General features: G+C 49.9%; 15 protein-coding genes. 5 read left to right on the forward strand and 10 right to left on the reverse strand.

What is annotated here, in order from left to right:
• Positions 1–12: 12 nt before the first annotated feature.
• From murQ to ypfJ, 4 genes are all read right to left on the reverse strand, one after another.
• The gene (murQ, locus tag KNO86_RS07395; RefSeq protein ID WP_214694675.1) at positions 13–906 is read right to left on the reverse strand and encodes an N-acetylmuramic acid 6-phosphate etherase; all 894 of its coding nucleotides are present in this window, start codon (positions 904–906) and stop codon (positions 13–15) included.
• A 100-nt stretch (positions 907–1,006) separates the two neighbouring features.
• On the reverse strand, positions 1,007–1,423 hold the full coding sequence (locus tag KNO86_RS07400) for a GNAT family N-acetyltransferase (RefSeq protein WP_353047687.1): 417 nt from the start codon (positions 1,421–1,423) through the stop codon (positions 1,007–1,009).
• Between the two features lie 47 nt (positions 1,424–1,470).
• Positions 1,471–2,319 carry a MurR/RpiR family transcriptional regulator gene (locus KNO86_RS07405; RefSeq protein ID WP_214694679.1) on the reverse strand — a complete coding sequence of 283 codons (849 nt, stop codon included), beginning with the start codon at positions 2,317–2,319 and terminating at the stop codon, positions 1,471–1,473.
• Positions 2,320–2,413: 94 nt separating this feature from the next.
• Positions 2,414–3,268, reverse strand: coding sequence for a KPN_02809 family neutral zinc metallopeptidase (gene ypfJ, locus KNO86_RS07410; RefSeq protein ID WP_214694680.1), 855 nt, complete (start codon positions 3,266–3,268; stop codon positions 2,414–2,416).
• A gap of 149 nt (positions 3,269–3,417) precedes the next feature.
• On the opposite strand from ypfJ, the gene KNO86_RS07415 reads away from it, so the two are divergent.
• The gene (locus KNO86_RS07415; RefSeq protein WP_012727443.1) at positions 3,418–3,606 is read left to right on the forward strand and encodes a 2-hydroxymuconate tautomerase; all 189 of its coding nucleotides are present in this window, start codon (positions 3,418–3,420) and stop codon (positions 3,604–3,606) included.
• Between the two features lie 52 nt (positions 3,607–3,658).
• Here KNO86_RS07415 and KNO86_RS07420 read toward each other — a convergent pair whose 3' ends face one another.
• Genes KNO86_RS07420 through KNO86_RS07430 form a run of 3 tightly spaced genes read right to left on the reverse strand, consistent with a single transcriptional unit; the run spans position 3,659 to position 7,237 of the window.
• Positions 3,659–4,312: a hypothetical protein gene (locus KNO86_RS07420; RefSeq protein ID WP_214694682.1), complete on the reverse strand. Its 654-nt coding sequence runs from the start codon at positions 4,310–4,312 to the stop codon at positions 3,659–3,661.
• 21 nt (positions 4,313–4,333) lie between these two features.
• Entirely contained in the window at positions 4,334–5,920 is a 1,587-nt protein-coding gene (locus KNO86_RS07425; protein WP_214694684.1) for a Na/Pi cotransporter family protein, read from the reverse strand.
• A gap of 21 nt (positions 5,921–5,941) precedes the next feature.
• Complete coding sequence (locus KNO86_RS07430) at positions 5,942–7,237, reverse strand: HD domain-containing protein (protein WP_214694686.1); 1,296 nt, start codon at positions 7,235–7,237, stop codon at positions 5,942–5,944.
• Positions 7,238–7,343: 106 nt separating this feature from the next.
• Between KNO86_RS07430 and KNO86_RS07435 the strand changes: the two genes are divergently transcribed.
• Positions 7,344–8,186: a lipoate--protein ligase family protein gene (locus tag KNO86_RS07435; protein WP_214694687.1), complete on the forward strand. Its 843-nt coding sequence runs from the start codon at positions 7,344–7,346 to the stop codon at positions 8,184–8,186.
• A gap of 8 nt (positions 8,187–8,194) precedes the next feature.
• Positions 8,195–9,040, forward strand: a complete 846-nt coding sequence (locus KNO86_RS07440) for a DegV family protein (protein ID WP_214694689.1) — start codon at positions 8,195–8,197, stop codon at positions 9,038–9,040.
• A gap of 39 nt (positions 9,041–9,079) precedes the next feature.
• Here the strand turns inward: KNO86_RS07440 and KNO86_RS07445 are convergent, their stop codons facing one another.
• Complete coding sequence (locus KNO86_RS07445; RefSeq protein ID WP_214694691.1) at positions 9,080–11,029, reverse strand: glycoside hydrolase family 3 protein; 1,950 nt, start codon at positions 11,027–11,029, stop codon at positions 9,080–9,082.
• 322 nt (positions 11,030–11,351) lie between these two features.
• Between KNO86_RS07445 and lipA the strand changes: the two genes are divergently transcribed.
• Entirely contained in the window at positions 11,352–12,254 is a 903-nt protein-coding gene (lipA, locus tag KNO86_RS07450) for a lipoyl synthase (RefSeq protein ID WP_333781802.1), read from the forward strand.
• Between the two features lie 17 nt (positions 12,255–12,271).
• Entirely contained in the window at positions 12,272–13,102 is an 831-nt protein-coding gene (locus KNO86_RS07455; protein WP_214694695.1) for a lipoate--protein ligase family protein, read from the forward strand.
• Positions 13,103–13,136: 34 nt separating this feature from the next.
• Here the strand turns inward: KNO86_RS07455 and desA are convergent, their stop codons facing one another.
• Both desA and amyS read right to left on the reverse strand, forming a co-directional pair.
• Complete coding sequence (desA, locus tag KNO86_RS07460) at positions 13,137–14,150, reverse strand: Delta(5) desaturase DesA (protein WP_214694697.1); 1,014 nt, start codon at positions 14,148–14,150, stop codon at positions 13,137–13,139.
• A gap of 204 nt (positions 14,151–14,354) precedes the next feature.
• Positions 14,355–15,896: an alpha-amylase gene (gene amyS, locus KNO86_RS07465; protein WP_483298401.1), complete on the reverse strand. Its 1,542-nt coding sequence runs from the start codon at positions 15,894–15,896 to the stop codon at positions 14,355–14,357.
• Between the last annotated feature and the right edge of the window lie 56 nt (positions 15,897–15,952).

Raw genomic sequence — 15,952 nt, forward strand, 5'->3', positions numbered from 1 at the left:
CGATTTTCCCCCTTATAGCGCCTCGCGGACAAACCCGTTCGCACGCTCTAATCGTTTGATGGCTTCTTCGTAAGAGACGTCCGCCAAAATCATGACGATTGCTGTTTTGACATGTCCTTTAGATGACGCAAAATAACGCGCGGCCGTTTCCATGTCGACCCCTGTCGCTTCTGCGATCATCCGCTTGGCACGTACTTCTAATTTTTCGTTCGTCGGTTTCACGTCGACCATCAAGTTTTGATACACTTTGCCTACTCCAATCATCGACGTTGTCGAAATCATGTTGAGGACCAATTTCTGTGCCGTCCCTGCCTTCAATCGTGTCGAACCGGTCAACACTTCCGGTCCTGTCTCCACTTCAATGGCATAGTCTGCATGGCGACTGATGACCGCGTCTTGATTACAGGAGATGGCCGCAGTGGTTGCTCCAACTTCCCGTGCATAATCGAGACCTCCAATCACATATGGCGTCCGTCCGCTCGCCGCAATCCCAATGACAGTGTCGTCCGCCGTCAGTTGAAGCGCTTTCAAATCATCGACTGCCAATTCCTTGCTGTCTTCTGCTCCCTCGACCGCTTGAATGAGCGCACGCTCGCCACCGGCAATCAACCCGATGACCTGATCCGGGGACACCCCGAACGTCGGTACGCACTCTGCGGCGTCTAAAATGCCTAAACGTCCACTTGTGCCCGCCCCGATATAAATCAAGCGACCGCCTTTACGAAAGGATGCGATGACCCGCTCCACGACTTGCGCGATGACGGGAATCTGATGTTGAATCACTTGCGGAACTTGTTGATCCTCACTGTTCATAATCATCAATCGCTCCTCAATCGACATCTCATCTAGTTGCATCGTTCGTTCATTCCGTCTTTCTGTAGCCAATTTTTCTAGCATCGCCACCATCCTTTCTTCTCTATGATTTCATCGTACTATACTGAAACTTAAAGTCAATTTATTATTAATTATTTTTGAAATTTAATTTCAGTATTTACGAAAGAAAAACTCACTCCGGTCGAATGAGTTGTTTCTTCAGGACATGAACGCGCACACCCTTATTCGTGGTAGAATCCTTTTCGTATACATAGCCGTTCCGCTCCCAAAACCGACGAGCGCGCAGATTGTTCGGAAGGACACCTAATCGAAATATCGTCTGATAGGGGCGCATATACTTTTCTTCCACTTGTTCATATAACGTTTGCGCCAAGCCCGTCCCGTGAAGGGTCTCATCGACGACAAACAATCCGAGCCAAAGCGAACCGTCCACGGGATGTCGTTTTAATAGGTCCGCGATGGCGACGATCCGTTCATCTTCACGAATAATCAGACTGACGGTGCCGTCCTCTTCAAAATCCGCCACATTCTCGTCGCAAAACTCCTCAACGGACTGTCCATTCAAGCGAGCGAAGGTATGTTGCCTCACCAAGAAGTTTTCCAACTCCTTGCGATTTTCTTTCGAATACGGTCGAATCATCGGCGTAACTTCACCATCTCATCTCGCGCTTCCGCATAGCGATCAATCAAGCCTTCTCCTTTTCGATGCAAGAGACCCATATATAACGTATCGACAATCGTCAGTTGCGTCATCCGTGAGGCGATGCTCGCAATTCGGAAATCGCTCTCGACGTTCGGCGTACAAAGGCGTACGTCCGCTTCCCGATAAAGTGGCGACTTGTCCAAGTTCGTAATGGCGATGACGGGCACACGCTTCTTCTTGGCGAAACGAACGAGTTCGAGCACATCTTTCGTCCGACCCGACGTGCTGATGGCGACAAATACATCTGATTTTCCTAAATGCGGAATCAACGACAACATGTAATGAAAATCCGGCGACGTCGTGGCCGCATACCCGAGCTTCGTGAATTTATAGTGTGCATCGATGGCCGCGGTCGATGATCCACCAACCCCATAAAAGACGACACGATTCGCGCGGGCAAATATATCCACCGCATGTTCGAGCTCCCGTTTGTCCATCGCTTCGGCACACGCCTCGATGGCCGCTTTATTCACATGGATGACTTTTTGAAACGAATCGTACGGCGTATCTTTTTGCTGGAGAACGTTGAAGTCCGTCAATGTCGTTTCGGTGACGGCCAGGTCTTTCACGAGCGCAAGCTTAAATGCTTTAAAGCTATCAATCCCGACCACACGGGCAAAACGGACGATACTCGCTTCGGACACATCCGTCTTTTGGGCAAGTTCTTTCGTCGTCATATTTGGAATGAGCGTTGAATGGGACAAGATATAGTCCGCGATTTTCTTTTCAACCGCCGTCATATCGTCTTTTGCTAAATCAATTTTCGTAAGTAAGGATTCCATCGGGTCATCCCCTTCCTGCAACTGTTGTTCTTTTATGATAGCGGATTCTTTCCTCATATTCCAACCGGCTAAAAAGGTCGAGCGTGCGCCCGACCTATAAGTTGTTCGTATTGAACGTATCTCCACCTTGAATCGACCCGTTCTCAAAGCCTCTCTCGAACCAGCGCATCCGCTGTTCCGACGTTCCATGCGTGAACGAGTCCGGCGTCACGTATCCACGCGCCTGACGTTGTAACGTGTCGTCACCGATCTGGTGAGCTGCATTCATCGCTTCTTCGACGTCCCCTGCTTCGAGGTAACCGAGTCCTTGCGCGTGATGCGCCCATACGCCTGCGTAGTAGTCCGCCTGTAACTCGAAACGGACGAGATAGCGATTGAATTCAGTCTCGCTCATCTCATTCCGAAGCGGCATAATCTCTTCTGTCGTTCCGAGAAGCGTCTGGACATGGTGCCCGACCTCATGGGCGACGACGTACGCCATCGCAAAATCACCCGGCGCATTGAAACGCTGACTCAGCTCATCATAGAAACTTAAATCAATGTACAGCTTTTGATCACCCGGACAGTAGAAGGGGCCGACCGCCGACCCGGCGATGCCACAAGCGGATTCAACTTGTCCCGAGAACAGGACGAGCGTCGGTTCTTGGTACGTCATGCCGTTCTCTGCAAAAATATCCGTCCATACTTCCTCCGTGTCTTTCAAGACGACCGCGACGAAGTCCGCCATCTCCTCTTCTCGCTCCGTACCGGTGTATGTTCCTTCAGTTTGCGGCTCGCCTAGTCCGATATTGTTGACGAGGTCAGTCGGGCTTCCCCCATTCAATAACGTAAAGACGATGACGAGAATCAATCCGAGACCACCCCCGACCCCGGCAATCCCTTTTCCTCCGATGCTGCGCCCTCGTCGGTCCTCGACGTTACGACTCTGTTGTCTACCTTTCCACTTCATCTTCATTCCTCCTACATTCGCTCTGTCTTGTTCCTTACCCGAAATGTCGAAAAAGTGAGCGCAAGCTTTGAGGTGGAAGAGAATTTTTCTTTTCTCGGTGAAGCGGATTCACTACAATGAAAGAGACTTCAGCAAAGGAGGAATGACCCATGCCTTACGTAACAGTAAAAATGCTCCCGGGCCGTACCGTGGAACAAAAACGCGCATTAATTGAAAAAGTGACGGACGCCGTCTCCGAGACGACGAACGCTCCAAAAGAGAACATCACCGTCTTCATCGAAGAGATGGATGCGACGCACTACGGTCAAGCCGGCGTCATGCACGCGGACAAGAAATAAGTAACGAACGGACTCCTTGAATCGGGGTCCGTTTTTTCGTCTAAGCACCACGTCAAATATGTATTCGTTGAACTTCTTGAATTTTCGCTTGTAGCCCACAAAGAACCTCTTCAATGAAATCATCGACCTCTTCAGGTGACATATATACATATTCATGCTGTGGGTCAAACGGATGTGTTTTATAGAAGGTCGTGATGTTTTGAATTTGTTGTCCCGTTTGTCCTTGTGGGAAGAACGGTAAGACGTCTTCGAACGAGTCAATGTGACAAAAATCCGTCCAAAAGATATGATTCGGATGTTTTGCCAAATACTCAAAGTCAATCCCATACCAGTCCGTTTTGACTAAACGAGTATAGTCTGGTGTCCCGACGATTGCCTGTACAATCGGTTCTTCTTTTTTCGCGCGGGTCAACCGCACCCAATATTCGTCTGTGACCAGATGAAAATAGTAACCGACTAAATAAGACCATTCTGTATTCGATTTTGTGATCCCTCCATCTAAATACGTCTGTTTGAACAAATCAGAAGAGATCCCGTTCTCTGTTTTGAAATGCGTGATGGTTTTCGGTGGTTCAGGACGTTCATCAGCTCCGACCAACCCACAGTCTGGACCGATATTTCCTACTAAAAAAGGTATACGCTCAAATGCGGAATCCGTCTCGAGAATCCGCTCCGCGATACGAAAGTGAGTCACCCATGTCGCCATTTCCACTCCTCCATTTCTAGTTTAGTCTTCTCGGTTCACTTCGAACCGTTCACTCGGCACAGTCGGCTTAATCAAGTGCCGTGTTGCCCGCCAAATGTGGTAACCGATACGGTCAAGCCACAGCAATACTTGTACTTTTTGAATCGTCTGGTCCATCTCCAACTGATTCGCCGCTGTTTCTTCAAGCAGCTCAGATCGATGCGCCTTCCGATATTCCGCCAACTGTTTTGACGCCTGTTTCCACATCTTCGAGTCTTCCGGTGGCGTATGATGATTCAATTGATGAACGAGATCGAGTTCGTGCAAGACGAGTTCCCGCGCCGCTAAAAAGTCCGTGTCCCGCAGTGACTGGACCGGTTCGATTTCTCGCAATACGTACAACCACCGTTCGAGATGGTCGATTGTATGCAGGAGGGACAAGTGTTGCCCGTAGTCATTTTGCTTTCCGACATCGTCTAGACGAATCGTACTCAAAAAGACGCGGACATCGCTCAGCGTCTTGTCGACGAGCGTCAACTCATCTTCCCGGAGACGTCCCTCCCGGACGAGCAACTCAGTCTCGTTCCCTAAATAGCGTTCAATCTCGAGTAAAGATCGCCGCGCCGCCTCAAGGGCGACCGTCGGGAGTTGGGACATGTTCTTGTCGAGCAGACGTGTCAGTTTTTCTGCTCGGCTCGGGATCCATTTTAGTAAGCGCCTTGCGAACGACTGATAAAATGGTAGGAACAAGAGGACGCCTAACACATGGAACGTCGTATGGAATAAGGCGAGGCGTAACAAGTCGTTCCAGTTGAACCAATCGGCTACCCGATTGACGACAAAGAAGAGAACGGGGAACGTCAGCCATCCGATGAGGACGATGGACACGTGGTAGATCGCATGCCCCAATACAATGCGTCGGGCCGACTTCCAGCCTCCAATTGAACCGAGTGCCACGACAAGACTCGTCCCAGCACTTTGACCGAGTACCAAAAAAGCGGCTTGCGGAAGTGAAATCGCGGCGGTCGCAAGAGCCGTCATCGTTAAGACGAGCCCAATCGTCGACGACTGAAGGACAACCGTCATCGCAAACCCGATGCCAATAAGGAACGCCTGTTGAGGAAAACTCATCGCCCCGCTTGGTCCGAACGAGAACGTGACTACATCTTGCATCGCCTCCTGTAGCGTCCCAATCCCGACAAAAATCAGACCGACACTGACGAACAATAGTCCGATTCGTCGTAGACGTGGTCCTGAGAGACGAAGTGCCATCCCGAGCCCAATGAGCGGCAAGAACACTTGACGTACGTCAACGTTATAACCAAGGACGGCGATGATCCATCCGGTCGTCGCGCTACCCACGTTCGCCCCGATAACGAGCGGCAATGCTTGCGTGAACGTGATCAATCCTGCGCTCACAAAACCAATCGTCATCAATGTCGTGACGGTAGAGGATTGAAATAAAGCCGTCAACATCGCGCCAAGTGTTGCCCCCGACAACGAGCCATCGGTGAATTGGTTCAACCGATGACGTAGTCGTGTACCGGCCCATTTTTTGAGCGTGTCTGTGAGTAACGTCATCCCGAGTAAAAAAATCCCGATGCCACCAATCAGTGTCGCAATCTCCATCGTGTCACGCCCCTTTTCGGGTTATTCGGATTTCAATGTCGACAAGAGCCACGATTTTTCATTCGCATGATCCCTTAAGTTCAGTAACACATCTTCTGGATAATAAATTTTTTCATCCGATTGTCTCGAGTTTAAAATCGACTGGACGAGCATCGACACTTCCGAAATCTCTTTCCGTTCCCCATCGTTCATCTGAAGATAAATGCCTTCATACTTGCCTTGTCCTTTGTATAAATCGTACGGCAACTGACTCAACTGATCTTCGAGCAAGTAGTATTTCGGCGGAAGTCCGATGCCTTCCATCGTCTGACGCAACCGTTCCATATAGCGGACGCGGTTCGCTTCCGGGAAGTTTTTATATTTCAATAAACGACGATTCACGAAACGGCTCGATAAATCGGCTAGAATCGCGTCGTCTTCCTCCATCCATTCCTGAAAATAGAAGTAGACGACCGTCTCGTCCAATTTCAAATATTGTTCGAGCGACATGTTGTTCTGCTCAAAGATCGGTAAGAAATGTTTCGGTACCATCTTGAATGCGTATCCGCTCTCATATAGTTCCTGCGCCCGCTCGAGAATTGCTTTTAAGAGAAGATCGCTCGAACGTGTCGCCGGGTGAAGGTACACTTGCCAATACATTTGATAGCGGCGCATGATATAGTCTTCAATCGTATGCATTCCCGACTGTTTGACGACGACTTGGTCCTCATCTGGTCTAAGGACACGTAACATACGTTCCAAATCAAATTTTCCATAACTGACACCCGCAAAGTGCGCATCACGCAATAGATAATCCATCCGATCGACATCGAGCTGCGAACTGAGCATATTGACAATCAAGCGGTTCGGGTGCGTCTTGTTGATGATGGAAGCCACTTCTTCTGCGAACCCGACACCCATCTCCGACAACACTTGGTTGACCTCGGTATCGCCTAAAATGATTCGCTCGGTCCACACTTCATGTCGAACAGAGAAGACGTGTTCGAACGCGTGTGAGAATGGGCCGTGACCGACATCGTGCAAAAGCGCCGCCGCCAATAACAGTTCGCGGTCGCGGTCATCCCATTCCGGGTATTGTTGGAACTGGTCAATCAATTGGCGCGCAATCTCATAGACGCCGAGAGAATGATGGAATCGCGTGTGCTCTGCGCCGTGGAACGTTAAAAAGGATGTCCCGAGCTGTTTGATGCGACGTAAGCGTTGGAACTCTTTCGTGTTGATCAGTTCCCAAATAAGGTGGTCGTAGACGTAAATATAACGGTGTACCGGGTCTTTAAACACTTTTGACCCAGATAATTGTCCTCGTGACGAGTACATGACATGCCCTCCTACGTTTCGTTATGTTCTAGATTCGACTTCAAACGAATCGTTCCCTCCATGCTATAATGAGAAGGAAAATTATTTGTGAAAAGGAATTAAGTATATGATCCATCCATTATTAAAACAACCGAGTTATCGTGTGATTGACCAATCGAGCCTTGGCACGATGTTTCAAGCGGAACAATCGTTCGCGACGGATGACACGTTATGTGCTTCGACCCAACAATCAGGCGCTGTCTTGCGCGCATGGGTGCACACGAATACGATTGTACTCGGAATTCAAGATGCAAGGTTACCTCATTTAAAAGATGGGGTCCGGTATTTGCACGAGCGCGGCTTCCGACCGGTCGTCCGTAACTCGGGTGGGCTCGCCGTCGTGTTAGACGAGGATGTCCTGAACTTATCTTTAATCTTACCCGAGAATGACGGCATTCAAATCGACAGCGGCTATGAGGCCATGACTTCCCTCATCCAACACATGTTCCAAGACGTCACGAACGACATCGTCCCAGGTGAAATCGTTGGCTCGTACTGTCCGGGAAGTTTCGACTTGTCGATTGACGGCAAAAAGTTCGCCGGTATTTCGCAACGACGCGTCCGTGGTGGTGTCGCCGTTCAAATTTACTTGAGCGTAAGACAGAGTGGGAGCGAACGTGCCGAAATCATTCGAGACTTTTATGATTTGGCCATCCAAGGGGAGGCAACCAAGTTCACATACCCGACCATTGTACCGGAAACGATGGCTTCGTTAGAAGACTTGCTCGGCATCCCCCTCACGGTTCAAGATATCCTGACACGGGCCTACCGCGTCCTTTCCACTGTCAGCACGCTCCAAAACGCGTCGCTGACGGCTGAAGAACAAACGACACTCGTGAGCCAGCTCGAACGGATGTGGAAACGGAATGAACCATTACGCGAGATCGAACAACAATTAACAGAGGAGTGATTCATCCAATGTTTAAACTGATCACAGACACCGGGGCCGATTTGACACACGATCAAATTATCGAGTACGGTCTTGAGATTTTACCGCTCGGTGTCATCATCGACAACGAAGAATTTTTAGACGGGGAGACGATTCAACCGAAAGACGTGTACGATGCGATGCGTCAAGGCAAGACGCCGAAGACGTTCCAAATCGAGGCGTCACGAATCGAGCGTTGCTTCCGTCAACATCTCGAAGCCGAAATCCCGTTTTTATACCTCGCTTTCTCCGGAGAGCTCTCCGGTACATATCAAACGGCTGTCATGGTCGGTGAGATGCTCAAAGAGGAGTATCCCGATAGCAAATTCAAGATTATCGATACGCGAACGGCTTCGGTCGGACAGGCATTGTTCGTCAAGACGGTCGCAAAGTACGGACAAGATCATACGTACGAAGAAACGGTCGCGTATGCCGCTTCACTCGTCGGAAAGATTCGCCACTTGTTCACGGTCGAGTCACTCGAATATTTGATGCGTGGCGGACGCGTCTCGAAAGCGAGTGCCTTTATCGGTGACTTGTTGACGATTTTGCCGTTACTGACGGTCGAGGACGGGAAACTCGTCCCGATTGAGAAGATACGCGGTCATAAAAAGGTCATGCGCCGCATGGTCGAATGGACGATGGAATCGAAGCCACTCGTCGAGAACGGTGACCTCTTCATCGGTCACGGTGACGACCTTGGAAAAGCGGAACAGTTCGAGAAGATGGTCCTTGAACATGTTCAACCGAAACACATCACGAAAACACTTGTCGGCTCTGCCATCGGTGCCCATACCGGTCCAGGTCTACTCGTCATCGCCTATTTCGAGGCATAAAAAAATGAGCTCCCCGCTATCGGGTGAGCTCATTTTCATTTAGCGGTTCCAGTTCGTGAATCCGTCTCCAAACTGCGCATAGTTCTCGTCTTGGAACACACCGTCCACAAATTTCGGTACGTCTACCGGCAACTTCCCTTGTGGCTTCACTTCACCGAAGATGGCACGAATGCCCGCCGGCAAGTTCGGTCCGGCCGATTTCAAGTTACCCGCTTCCGAGTCCGGTCCGTTCGGATCACCCTTGAACCCATAGATCAAGAGCTGCGCCGGAGCGTCTGGCTGAACGGCGACATCGTATGGGTTACGCAAGCTGAGCATGACCGACTTCTTCCCTGTCTCGTTAGCGTAACGGAACACTTCCGCCGGTACGTAATGATCGGCCGATGTCGGCTTCAATTTCGCGCTGTTGTTCACGTTCGAACCGACGATGATGTAATCGGCCGCCTCGATTTTTTGCTGAAGTGCCGGATTTTGCGTTAAGTGTGGCGTTGATGCCAAATAGTTGGCCGTGATGACGTTCACGCCTTTCATATTCCCAGCGTTCTTCTCAAGCGACTTGATCGTCTTCACCATACTGTCCGTCTGATCTTTCGCTGGTGACAAGACGAGCACCGTGTCCCCTTTTTTCGGTTTGAACGGGAGTGTCTTGTCCTCATTCTTCACGAGGGTGACGGCCGCTTCCGCGATTTCACGTTCTTTCGCTTTATGCTCCGCACTACCTACGACGGCGTTCGCTTTTGTGAGCTTCGCCTCGAGCGTCGTCGAATCGATCGTCTCTCCCCAAATGCCACGCTCTGCCTTCAGTTTTAAAATACGTTCGACCGACTCATCGATGGTCTCCTCTGATAAACGCCCATCCTTCACCGCTTGGATGACTTCATCAAAGATGGCTTCGAGTTTGATCACGTCTGCTTCCGAACGCAAAATCGTCGGCATGAGGGCGATATCGACGCCCGCTTCAAACGTCTTGATGACCGCTTCTGCTTCTGTAAAGTTGTCGGAGATGGCCTGCATGTTGAGCGCGTCAGTCACAACAATTCCGTCATATCCGAGTTCCTCACGTAGCACGCCCGTGATGACATCGTCCGAGAGCGTCGCTGGGAGTGGGAACGTCCCACGATCCGACTCGACGACCTCATCTTCGATTTGCGGCATGCCGATATGTGCCGTCATGATCATGTCGATCCCTTCTGTGATCGCGCGTTTGAACGGCAACAACTCGAGTCCGCGCAACTCATCGAGCGACTTATCGACAATCGGTAGTCCATAGTGTGAGTCGACCGCCGTATCCCCATGACCCGGGAAATGCTTTGCCGTCGCCGCGACACCTTGGTCTTGAATGCCTTGTGTCATCGCCGACCCGAGTTCACCGACGAGTTCAGGATCGCTCGAGAATGAACGGACCCCGATGACCGGATTTCCTGGATTGTTGTTGACGTCGAGTACTGGTCCGAAGTTCACGTTTACCCCGAGTGCGTTCAATTCAGAACCGATGATGTTTCCAGCGTCATACGCATATTGACTGTTACGAGTGGCCCCGATTGCCATATTTCCCGGTAAGTTCGTCCCTGTCCCGAGACGCGTCACGATGCCTCCCTCTTGGTCAATCGTGACAAAGAGCGGAATGTCATTGCTGTCGTCTTGCTTCACGACTTCTTGCAGATCATGAACGAGTTTCGTCGTCTGTTCCGTCTCCTTCACGTTCTCCGCAAACAAAATCACGCCACCGAGATCAAAACGATCGATGACACGCGCCACTTCCGGTGCAAGAGATGTATGATTTGCCCCGTTCCAGAGTCGGAAGTCCGGCATGATCATCTGCCCGATTTTTTGTTCGAGCGTCATCGATTCTAGCTTCGTGTTGACGCGCTGGTCGATTGACATCATCGGCGTCCCTTCCGCCACGACCGCATCCGCTGCAGGAATCGATGAAACGAGTAGTGCCGTCGTCAATCCGAGTGTTGCTGTCCAGTTCAATGCCTTGTTCATGTTCCCCACTCCCCTTAGTCCAATTTGACTGACCCCCAAACGAAAAGGCATGGAGGAAGAAGCGTTGCCTCATCAACGCTCGTTCACCCCATGCCTGATCGCATCAGTTACATTTGGTTCTTATTCAGGTGGTCAACAACAGTATAGCAACTCCATTTTTCAGAAACAATGACTCATGTGAAAGCGTAACCATTTTGAAACAATGTTTCTGTTTTGATACACAGAAAACTGTATTGGCAAAACCAATAATTTCCGTGGTTCGTTTTTGATTCTTTTTTTGGTAAACTCAATTCGATACAGGTTAACTTTCAAAAAGGGGGAAATTATTGTGGCAAGAGGGGAACTGAAACGAAAGCCGGAATGGTTAAAGATTAAATTAAACACGAACGACACGTATACCGGGCTGAAGAAGATGATGCGCGAGAAAAATCTACATACGGTATGTGAGGAAGCCAAGTGTCCAAACATCCATGAATGTTGGGCGGTACGTCGGACCGCGACGTTCATGATTTTAGGAAGTATTTGTACACGTGCCTGTCGTTTTTGTGCCGTCACGACCGGTAAACCGAACGAGCTCGATTGGGAAGAGCCAAAGCGCGTCGCCGAATCCGTACGCCTCATGAACTTGAAGCACGTCGTCATCACCGCTGTCGCCCGTGATGACTTGAACGATTACGGGGCTACCGTCTTCGCAGAAACGGTTCGTGCCGTCCGTTCTATGAATCCAGAGACATCAATCGAAGTGCTTCCGTCTGACATGATGGGTGACTTCTCTGCCTTGCAGACGTTGATTGATGCGGGTCCTGACATCATGAACCATAACTTAGAGACGGTTCGTCGCCTCACACCGAGAGTCCGGGCCAAAGCGACATACGACCGTACACTCGAATTCTTGAAACGCTCAAAAGAATTGAACCCGGATATCCCGACGAAATCATCAATCATGGTCGGACTCGGAGAAACAAAAGAGGAATTGATTGAAGCGATGGATGACCTCCGCGCACATAACGTCGACATCTTGACACTCGGTCAATACTTGCAACCGACGAAGAAACACCTCGAGGTTGAACGTTACTACCACCCGGATGAGTTCGCCGAGTTGAAAGAGATCGCACTATCAAAAGGATTCTCACATTGTGAGGCAGGTCCGCTTGTCCGCTCGTCTTACCATGCGGATGAACAAGTACACAAGGCGCGTCGCCACACGATGTTGCCAATCGACTAATAGAAAGAAGAGAGATTATGACTGGTACGACGTGGCACTTACTTAGAACTGAATCCACTTCACCGGCTGAGAATATGGCGATTGACGAAGCCATCGCCAACTGGGTCGCGAAGGGAGAACTCAAACCGACGCTTCGTTTTTATTCATGGGCACCTCATGCGATCAGCGTCGGGCGTTTCCAACGGGCGACGCGTGACTTGGACCGTGACGCCCTCACGAAGAACAACATCCCGGTCGTCCGTCGCCTGACCGGGGGACGCGCTGTGTTGCACGCCGATGAGCTGACGTATAGCGTCATCTTGCCCGAATCGACACCGGCCCTCCCGACGAATATCATCGAGAGCTATCGGTTGCTCACAGAAGGAGTCCGTCGTGGTTACCACGAGCTTGGTGTACCGGCCGAGTTTTCGGTTCCGTTGACAGAAGAGGACCGTGAGGCACTGCGCAAACCGAAATCAGCCGTCTGCTTCGATGCCGCCTCCTATTATGAGCTGGCCGTCGACGGGAAAAAGATTGCAGGCAGTGCACAAGTGCGCCACCAAGGCGCCGTCTTGCAACATGGATCCATCCCTCTTTCTGTCGACGATGAGGTATTGTTCGACTGTTTCGCGATGGAGGAGTACGAAAAACGTGAAGCCAAAAGTCGGTTCAGCGAAAAAGCCGTCGCCTTGAACGATACGTTACAGCGCTTCGTCTCCTTTGACGAAGTAGCGGCCGCATTCGAGACCGGCTTCAAAGACGCCTTCTCGTTGACGTTCGAACCGCTCGTCTTCACAGAAGAACAGCAATCCGAAATCGACTTGCTCATCAAGAAGTATGAGAGTGATGAATGGGTCTGGAAACGCTAAAAAGATTGTCCCTTTTGACGGGGACAATCTTTTTTTATGCCGCGTTCGTTCGGCGCAACAGATGGCGCACTTCTCGGAACGTGACGAATGTTTTGTTGTTCGCATCATACAATTTGTAGCGTAACGACTTCAAACTTGAAAACAGGCCGATCGTCGTCGCCCGTTGTAACGGTGGTGTCGACGTATGCGCCTTCTCCAAATGATAGTTCGGGACACGCGGGCTCAAATGGTGGACGTGATGGAAACCAATATTTCCTGTCACCCATTGAAGCACTTTCGGCAATTCATAATACGAGCTTCCTTCGATTGCAGCCTTCACGTAGTCCCACTCCTGCTCATCTTCGAAGTATGAATCTTCAAACGTGTGCTGGACATAGAACAACCAAATCCCAAGCACACCAGCGATGAACATCGTCGTACCTTGAACAGTGAGGAAAGCTTGCCATCCGATGACATAAATCAACGCACTGTATAACACGACGAGTGAGAGATTAATGATATACGTGTTTTGGCGTTCTTTCTTACGCGCATCTTTTCGATTGAAACGGCTCGTCACGAGAATGAGCCAAAGCGGTCCAAGACCAAACATGACGAGTGGATGACGATATAGGCGATATTTCAGTCGCGTCCATTTCGAGGCTTCGATGTACTCCTCAATCGTCATGACCCAGATGTCCCCAACGCCTCGTTTATCCAAGTTTCCGCTCGACGCATGATGAATCGCATGCTCTCGCTTCCACTTCTCGTACGGGAATAACGTCAAGATTCCTGTAATGGTTCCGACAATCGCGTTCGCCTTCTTATTTTTGAAGAATGAACCGTGCGTGCAGTCATGGAAGATGATGAACATCCGCACGACAAATCCTGCCGCAATCAACGTGAACGGTAATGTCAGGAAAATCGAGACACTCAGTAGTTGATACGCTAAGAACCATGATACGAGAAACGGTAAAATCGTATTGATCATCTGCCGAACACTAATCCGGATATCGGACTTTTCAAACGGCGAGACGTGCTTTCTTAATTGGGCAATCTTTTCTTTACTCATAACAACCTCCTTGAATTCAACAGCGTCACAACGCAAAAATATAAATGAAACCAACAACCAACGTTGTTCAATGTGAATTCATGGATCGGAAAGTCGTCCCTATCAAGAATTAACACTAGGTCATTATATCACGTATAAAAATTATGTGGTGAAAATTCAGAAAAAAGACTTATCTCATTTTTAGATGAGACAAGTCTGATGGATTTATTGTTGTGTATAGATGGAAACCGAGCCGCCGTTGACGAAGAACTCGCCCCAACCGTCCGCGTTGATTGTCACGAGACGACCATTGTTGCCGGTCATGTCTTTCCATACTTCTCCCACGTTCTGCTTCCCGACATACATCCATTTCGAGCCACCCGGTCCGTCCGACAAAATCGTCGCAAGACCTGACTTCGCACGGTCTGTCACACCTTCACGTGTCCAACCGATGACGTCTTGGTGGTTGATGTAGTCATGTTGTGTGCCATAGGCGAAGTCTTTACGCGCTTTCAAAATCGGTTGAAGAGTCCCTGACATATTCGGGATTTCACGGTTCGTTGTCCCTTTCGTTCCATAATAATCCCCGTAGAAGAGTGTCGGGTATCCTTGACCACGTGTCATGATCGTCGCATAGGCGAGCGGTTTGAACCAATTGGCAACCGTCGACTCGAGTGATTGCCCAGGTTGTGAGTCATGGTTGTCGACAATCGTGACGGCGAGTGTAGGATACTGCTCGACGACCGTTCCTTTTAGAATGTTGCGCATGTCATAGTAACCTCCGCCGTTCCCTGCCGCTTGGAAGTTGTAGTGGAGCGGTACATCGAATACCGAGTGGGTATAGCCCGTCTTCGCCAAGTAATCATTGATGGCCCCAAGGTCGTTTTTCCAATACTCCGCGACGGTGAACATCTCTTTCCCTGTCGTCTGACGGACGCTTGTCACCCACTCTTTCAAGTACGAATGATTAATATGTTTGACCGCATCGAGACGGAATCCATCGAGACCGAGCGAATCCGCGTACCATTTCCCCCAGTTTTTCATCTCTTGTCGAACTTCCGGATGATCGAAATCGACATCGGCGTACATCAAGTAGTCATAGTTCCCGTTCTCCCCGGATACTTCACTGTCCCACGCTTTACCCGTACTCTTGAATTTGTAGATTCGGCTCAAACTCCGTGACTGATCCCAATCGGTCCCGTCAAAGTGATACCAACGCCACTTGAACGGCGAGTATGTATTGTTGCGGCCTGCAAAATTGAATCCCGTCCAGGCAGAAATCGAATATTCCCCAGATGTCTCCTGATTCCGGTTAGAAGGATTGACCTCGACAGCTTGAACGGACTCGGTATAATCCGCTCCGCCCTTATGGTTCATGACCACATCCCCGTATACGCCAATCCCTTTTCCGCGTAAGTTGGAGATGGCCGACTGTAGCTGCGCTTTTGTTCCATACTTCGTTCGTGTCGTCCCTTTTTGATTGAACTCTCCTAAATCATACAAATCATAGGCCCCGTATCCGACATCATTTTGAGACGTCCCTTTATATGCCGGTGGAATCCAAACCGTGGAGATGCCGATGTCTTTCAAGTGCTGTGAATCATTCGAGAGACGGTTCCAATGAAGCCCGTCGTTCGGGACATACCATTCAAAGTATTGCATCATCGTACCGTTCTGTGGAGTTGCCGCTTGTGCGACCGGTTGCCCCGAAAGCAGTGCAATCGATGTCACGCCAGCCAGCACGGCAATCCCTTGTCGTTTCTTCAACATCATTCATTCCTCCTCAATTAAATAATGAAAGCGCTTGCATAAATTATTGTGAA

Origin of the sequence: Exiguobacterium sp. s160 (assembly GCF_018617575.1) — a bacterium.
Taxonomy (GTDB): domain Bacteria; phylum Bacillota; class Bacilli; order Exiguobacteriales; family Exiguobacteriaceae; genus Exiguobacterium; species Exiguobacterium aestuarii_A.

What these genes read in the sequence shown, in the direction of transcription:
- ypfJ (WP_214694680.1), bottom strand. Translation starts at nt 3,268, where the DNA reads ATGAAGTGGAAAGGTAGACAACAGAGTCGTAACGTCGAGGACCGACGA.
- murQ (WP_214694675.1), bottom strand. Translation starts at nt 906, where the DNA reads ATGGTGGCGATGCTAGAAAAATTGGCTACAGAAAGACGGAATGAACGA.
- KNO86_RS07440 (WP_214694689.1), top strand. Translation starts at nt 8,195, where the DNA reads ATGTTTAAACTGATCACAGACACCGGGGCCGATTTGACACACGATCAA.
- KNO86_RS07415 (WP_012727443.1), top strand. Translation starts at nt 3,418, where the DNA reads ATGCCTTACGTAACAGTAAAAATGCTCCCGGGCCGTACCGTGGAACAA.
- KNO86_RS07420 (WP_214694682.1), bottom strand. Translation starts at nt 4,312, where the DNA reads ATGGCGACATGGGTGACTCACTTTCGTATCGCGGAGCGGATTCTCGAG.
- KNO86_RS07430 (WP_214694686.1), bottom strand. Translation starts at nt 7,237, where the DNA reads ATGTACTCGTCACGAGGACAATTATCTGGGTCAAAAGTGTTTAAAGAC.
- KNO86_RS07425 (WP_214694684.1), bottom strand. Translation starts at nt 5,920, where the DNA reads ATGGAGATTGCGACACTGATTGGTGGCATCGGGATTTTTTTACTCGGG.
- KNO86_RS07405 (WP_214694679.1), bottom strand. Translation starts at nt 2,319, where the DNA reads ATGGAATCCTTACTTACGAAAATTGATTTAGCAAAAGACGATATGACG.
- KNO86_RS07435 (WP_214694687.1), top strand. Translation starts at nt 7,344, where the DNA reads ATGATCCATCCATTATTAAAACAACCGAGTTATCGTGTGATTGACCAA.
- KNO86_RS07455 (WP_214694695.1), top strand. Translation starts at nt 12,272, where the DNA reads ATGACTGGTACGACGTGGCACTTACTTAGAACTGAATCCACTTCACCG.
- desA (WP_214694697.1), bottom strand. Translation starts at nt 14,150, where the DNA reads ATGAGTAAAGAAAAGATTGCCCAATTAAGAAAGCACGTCTCGCCGTTT.
- KNO86_RS07445 (WP_214694691.1), bottom strand. Translation starts at nt 11,029, where the DNA reads ATGAACAAGGCATTGAACTGGACAGCAACACTCGGATTGACGACGGCA.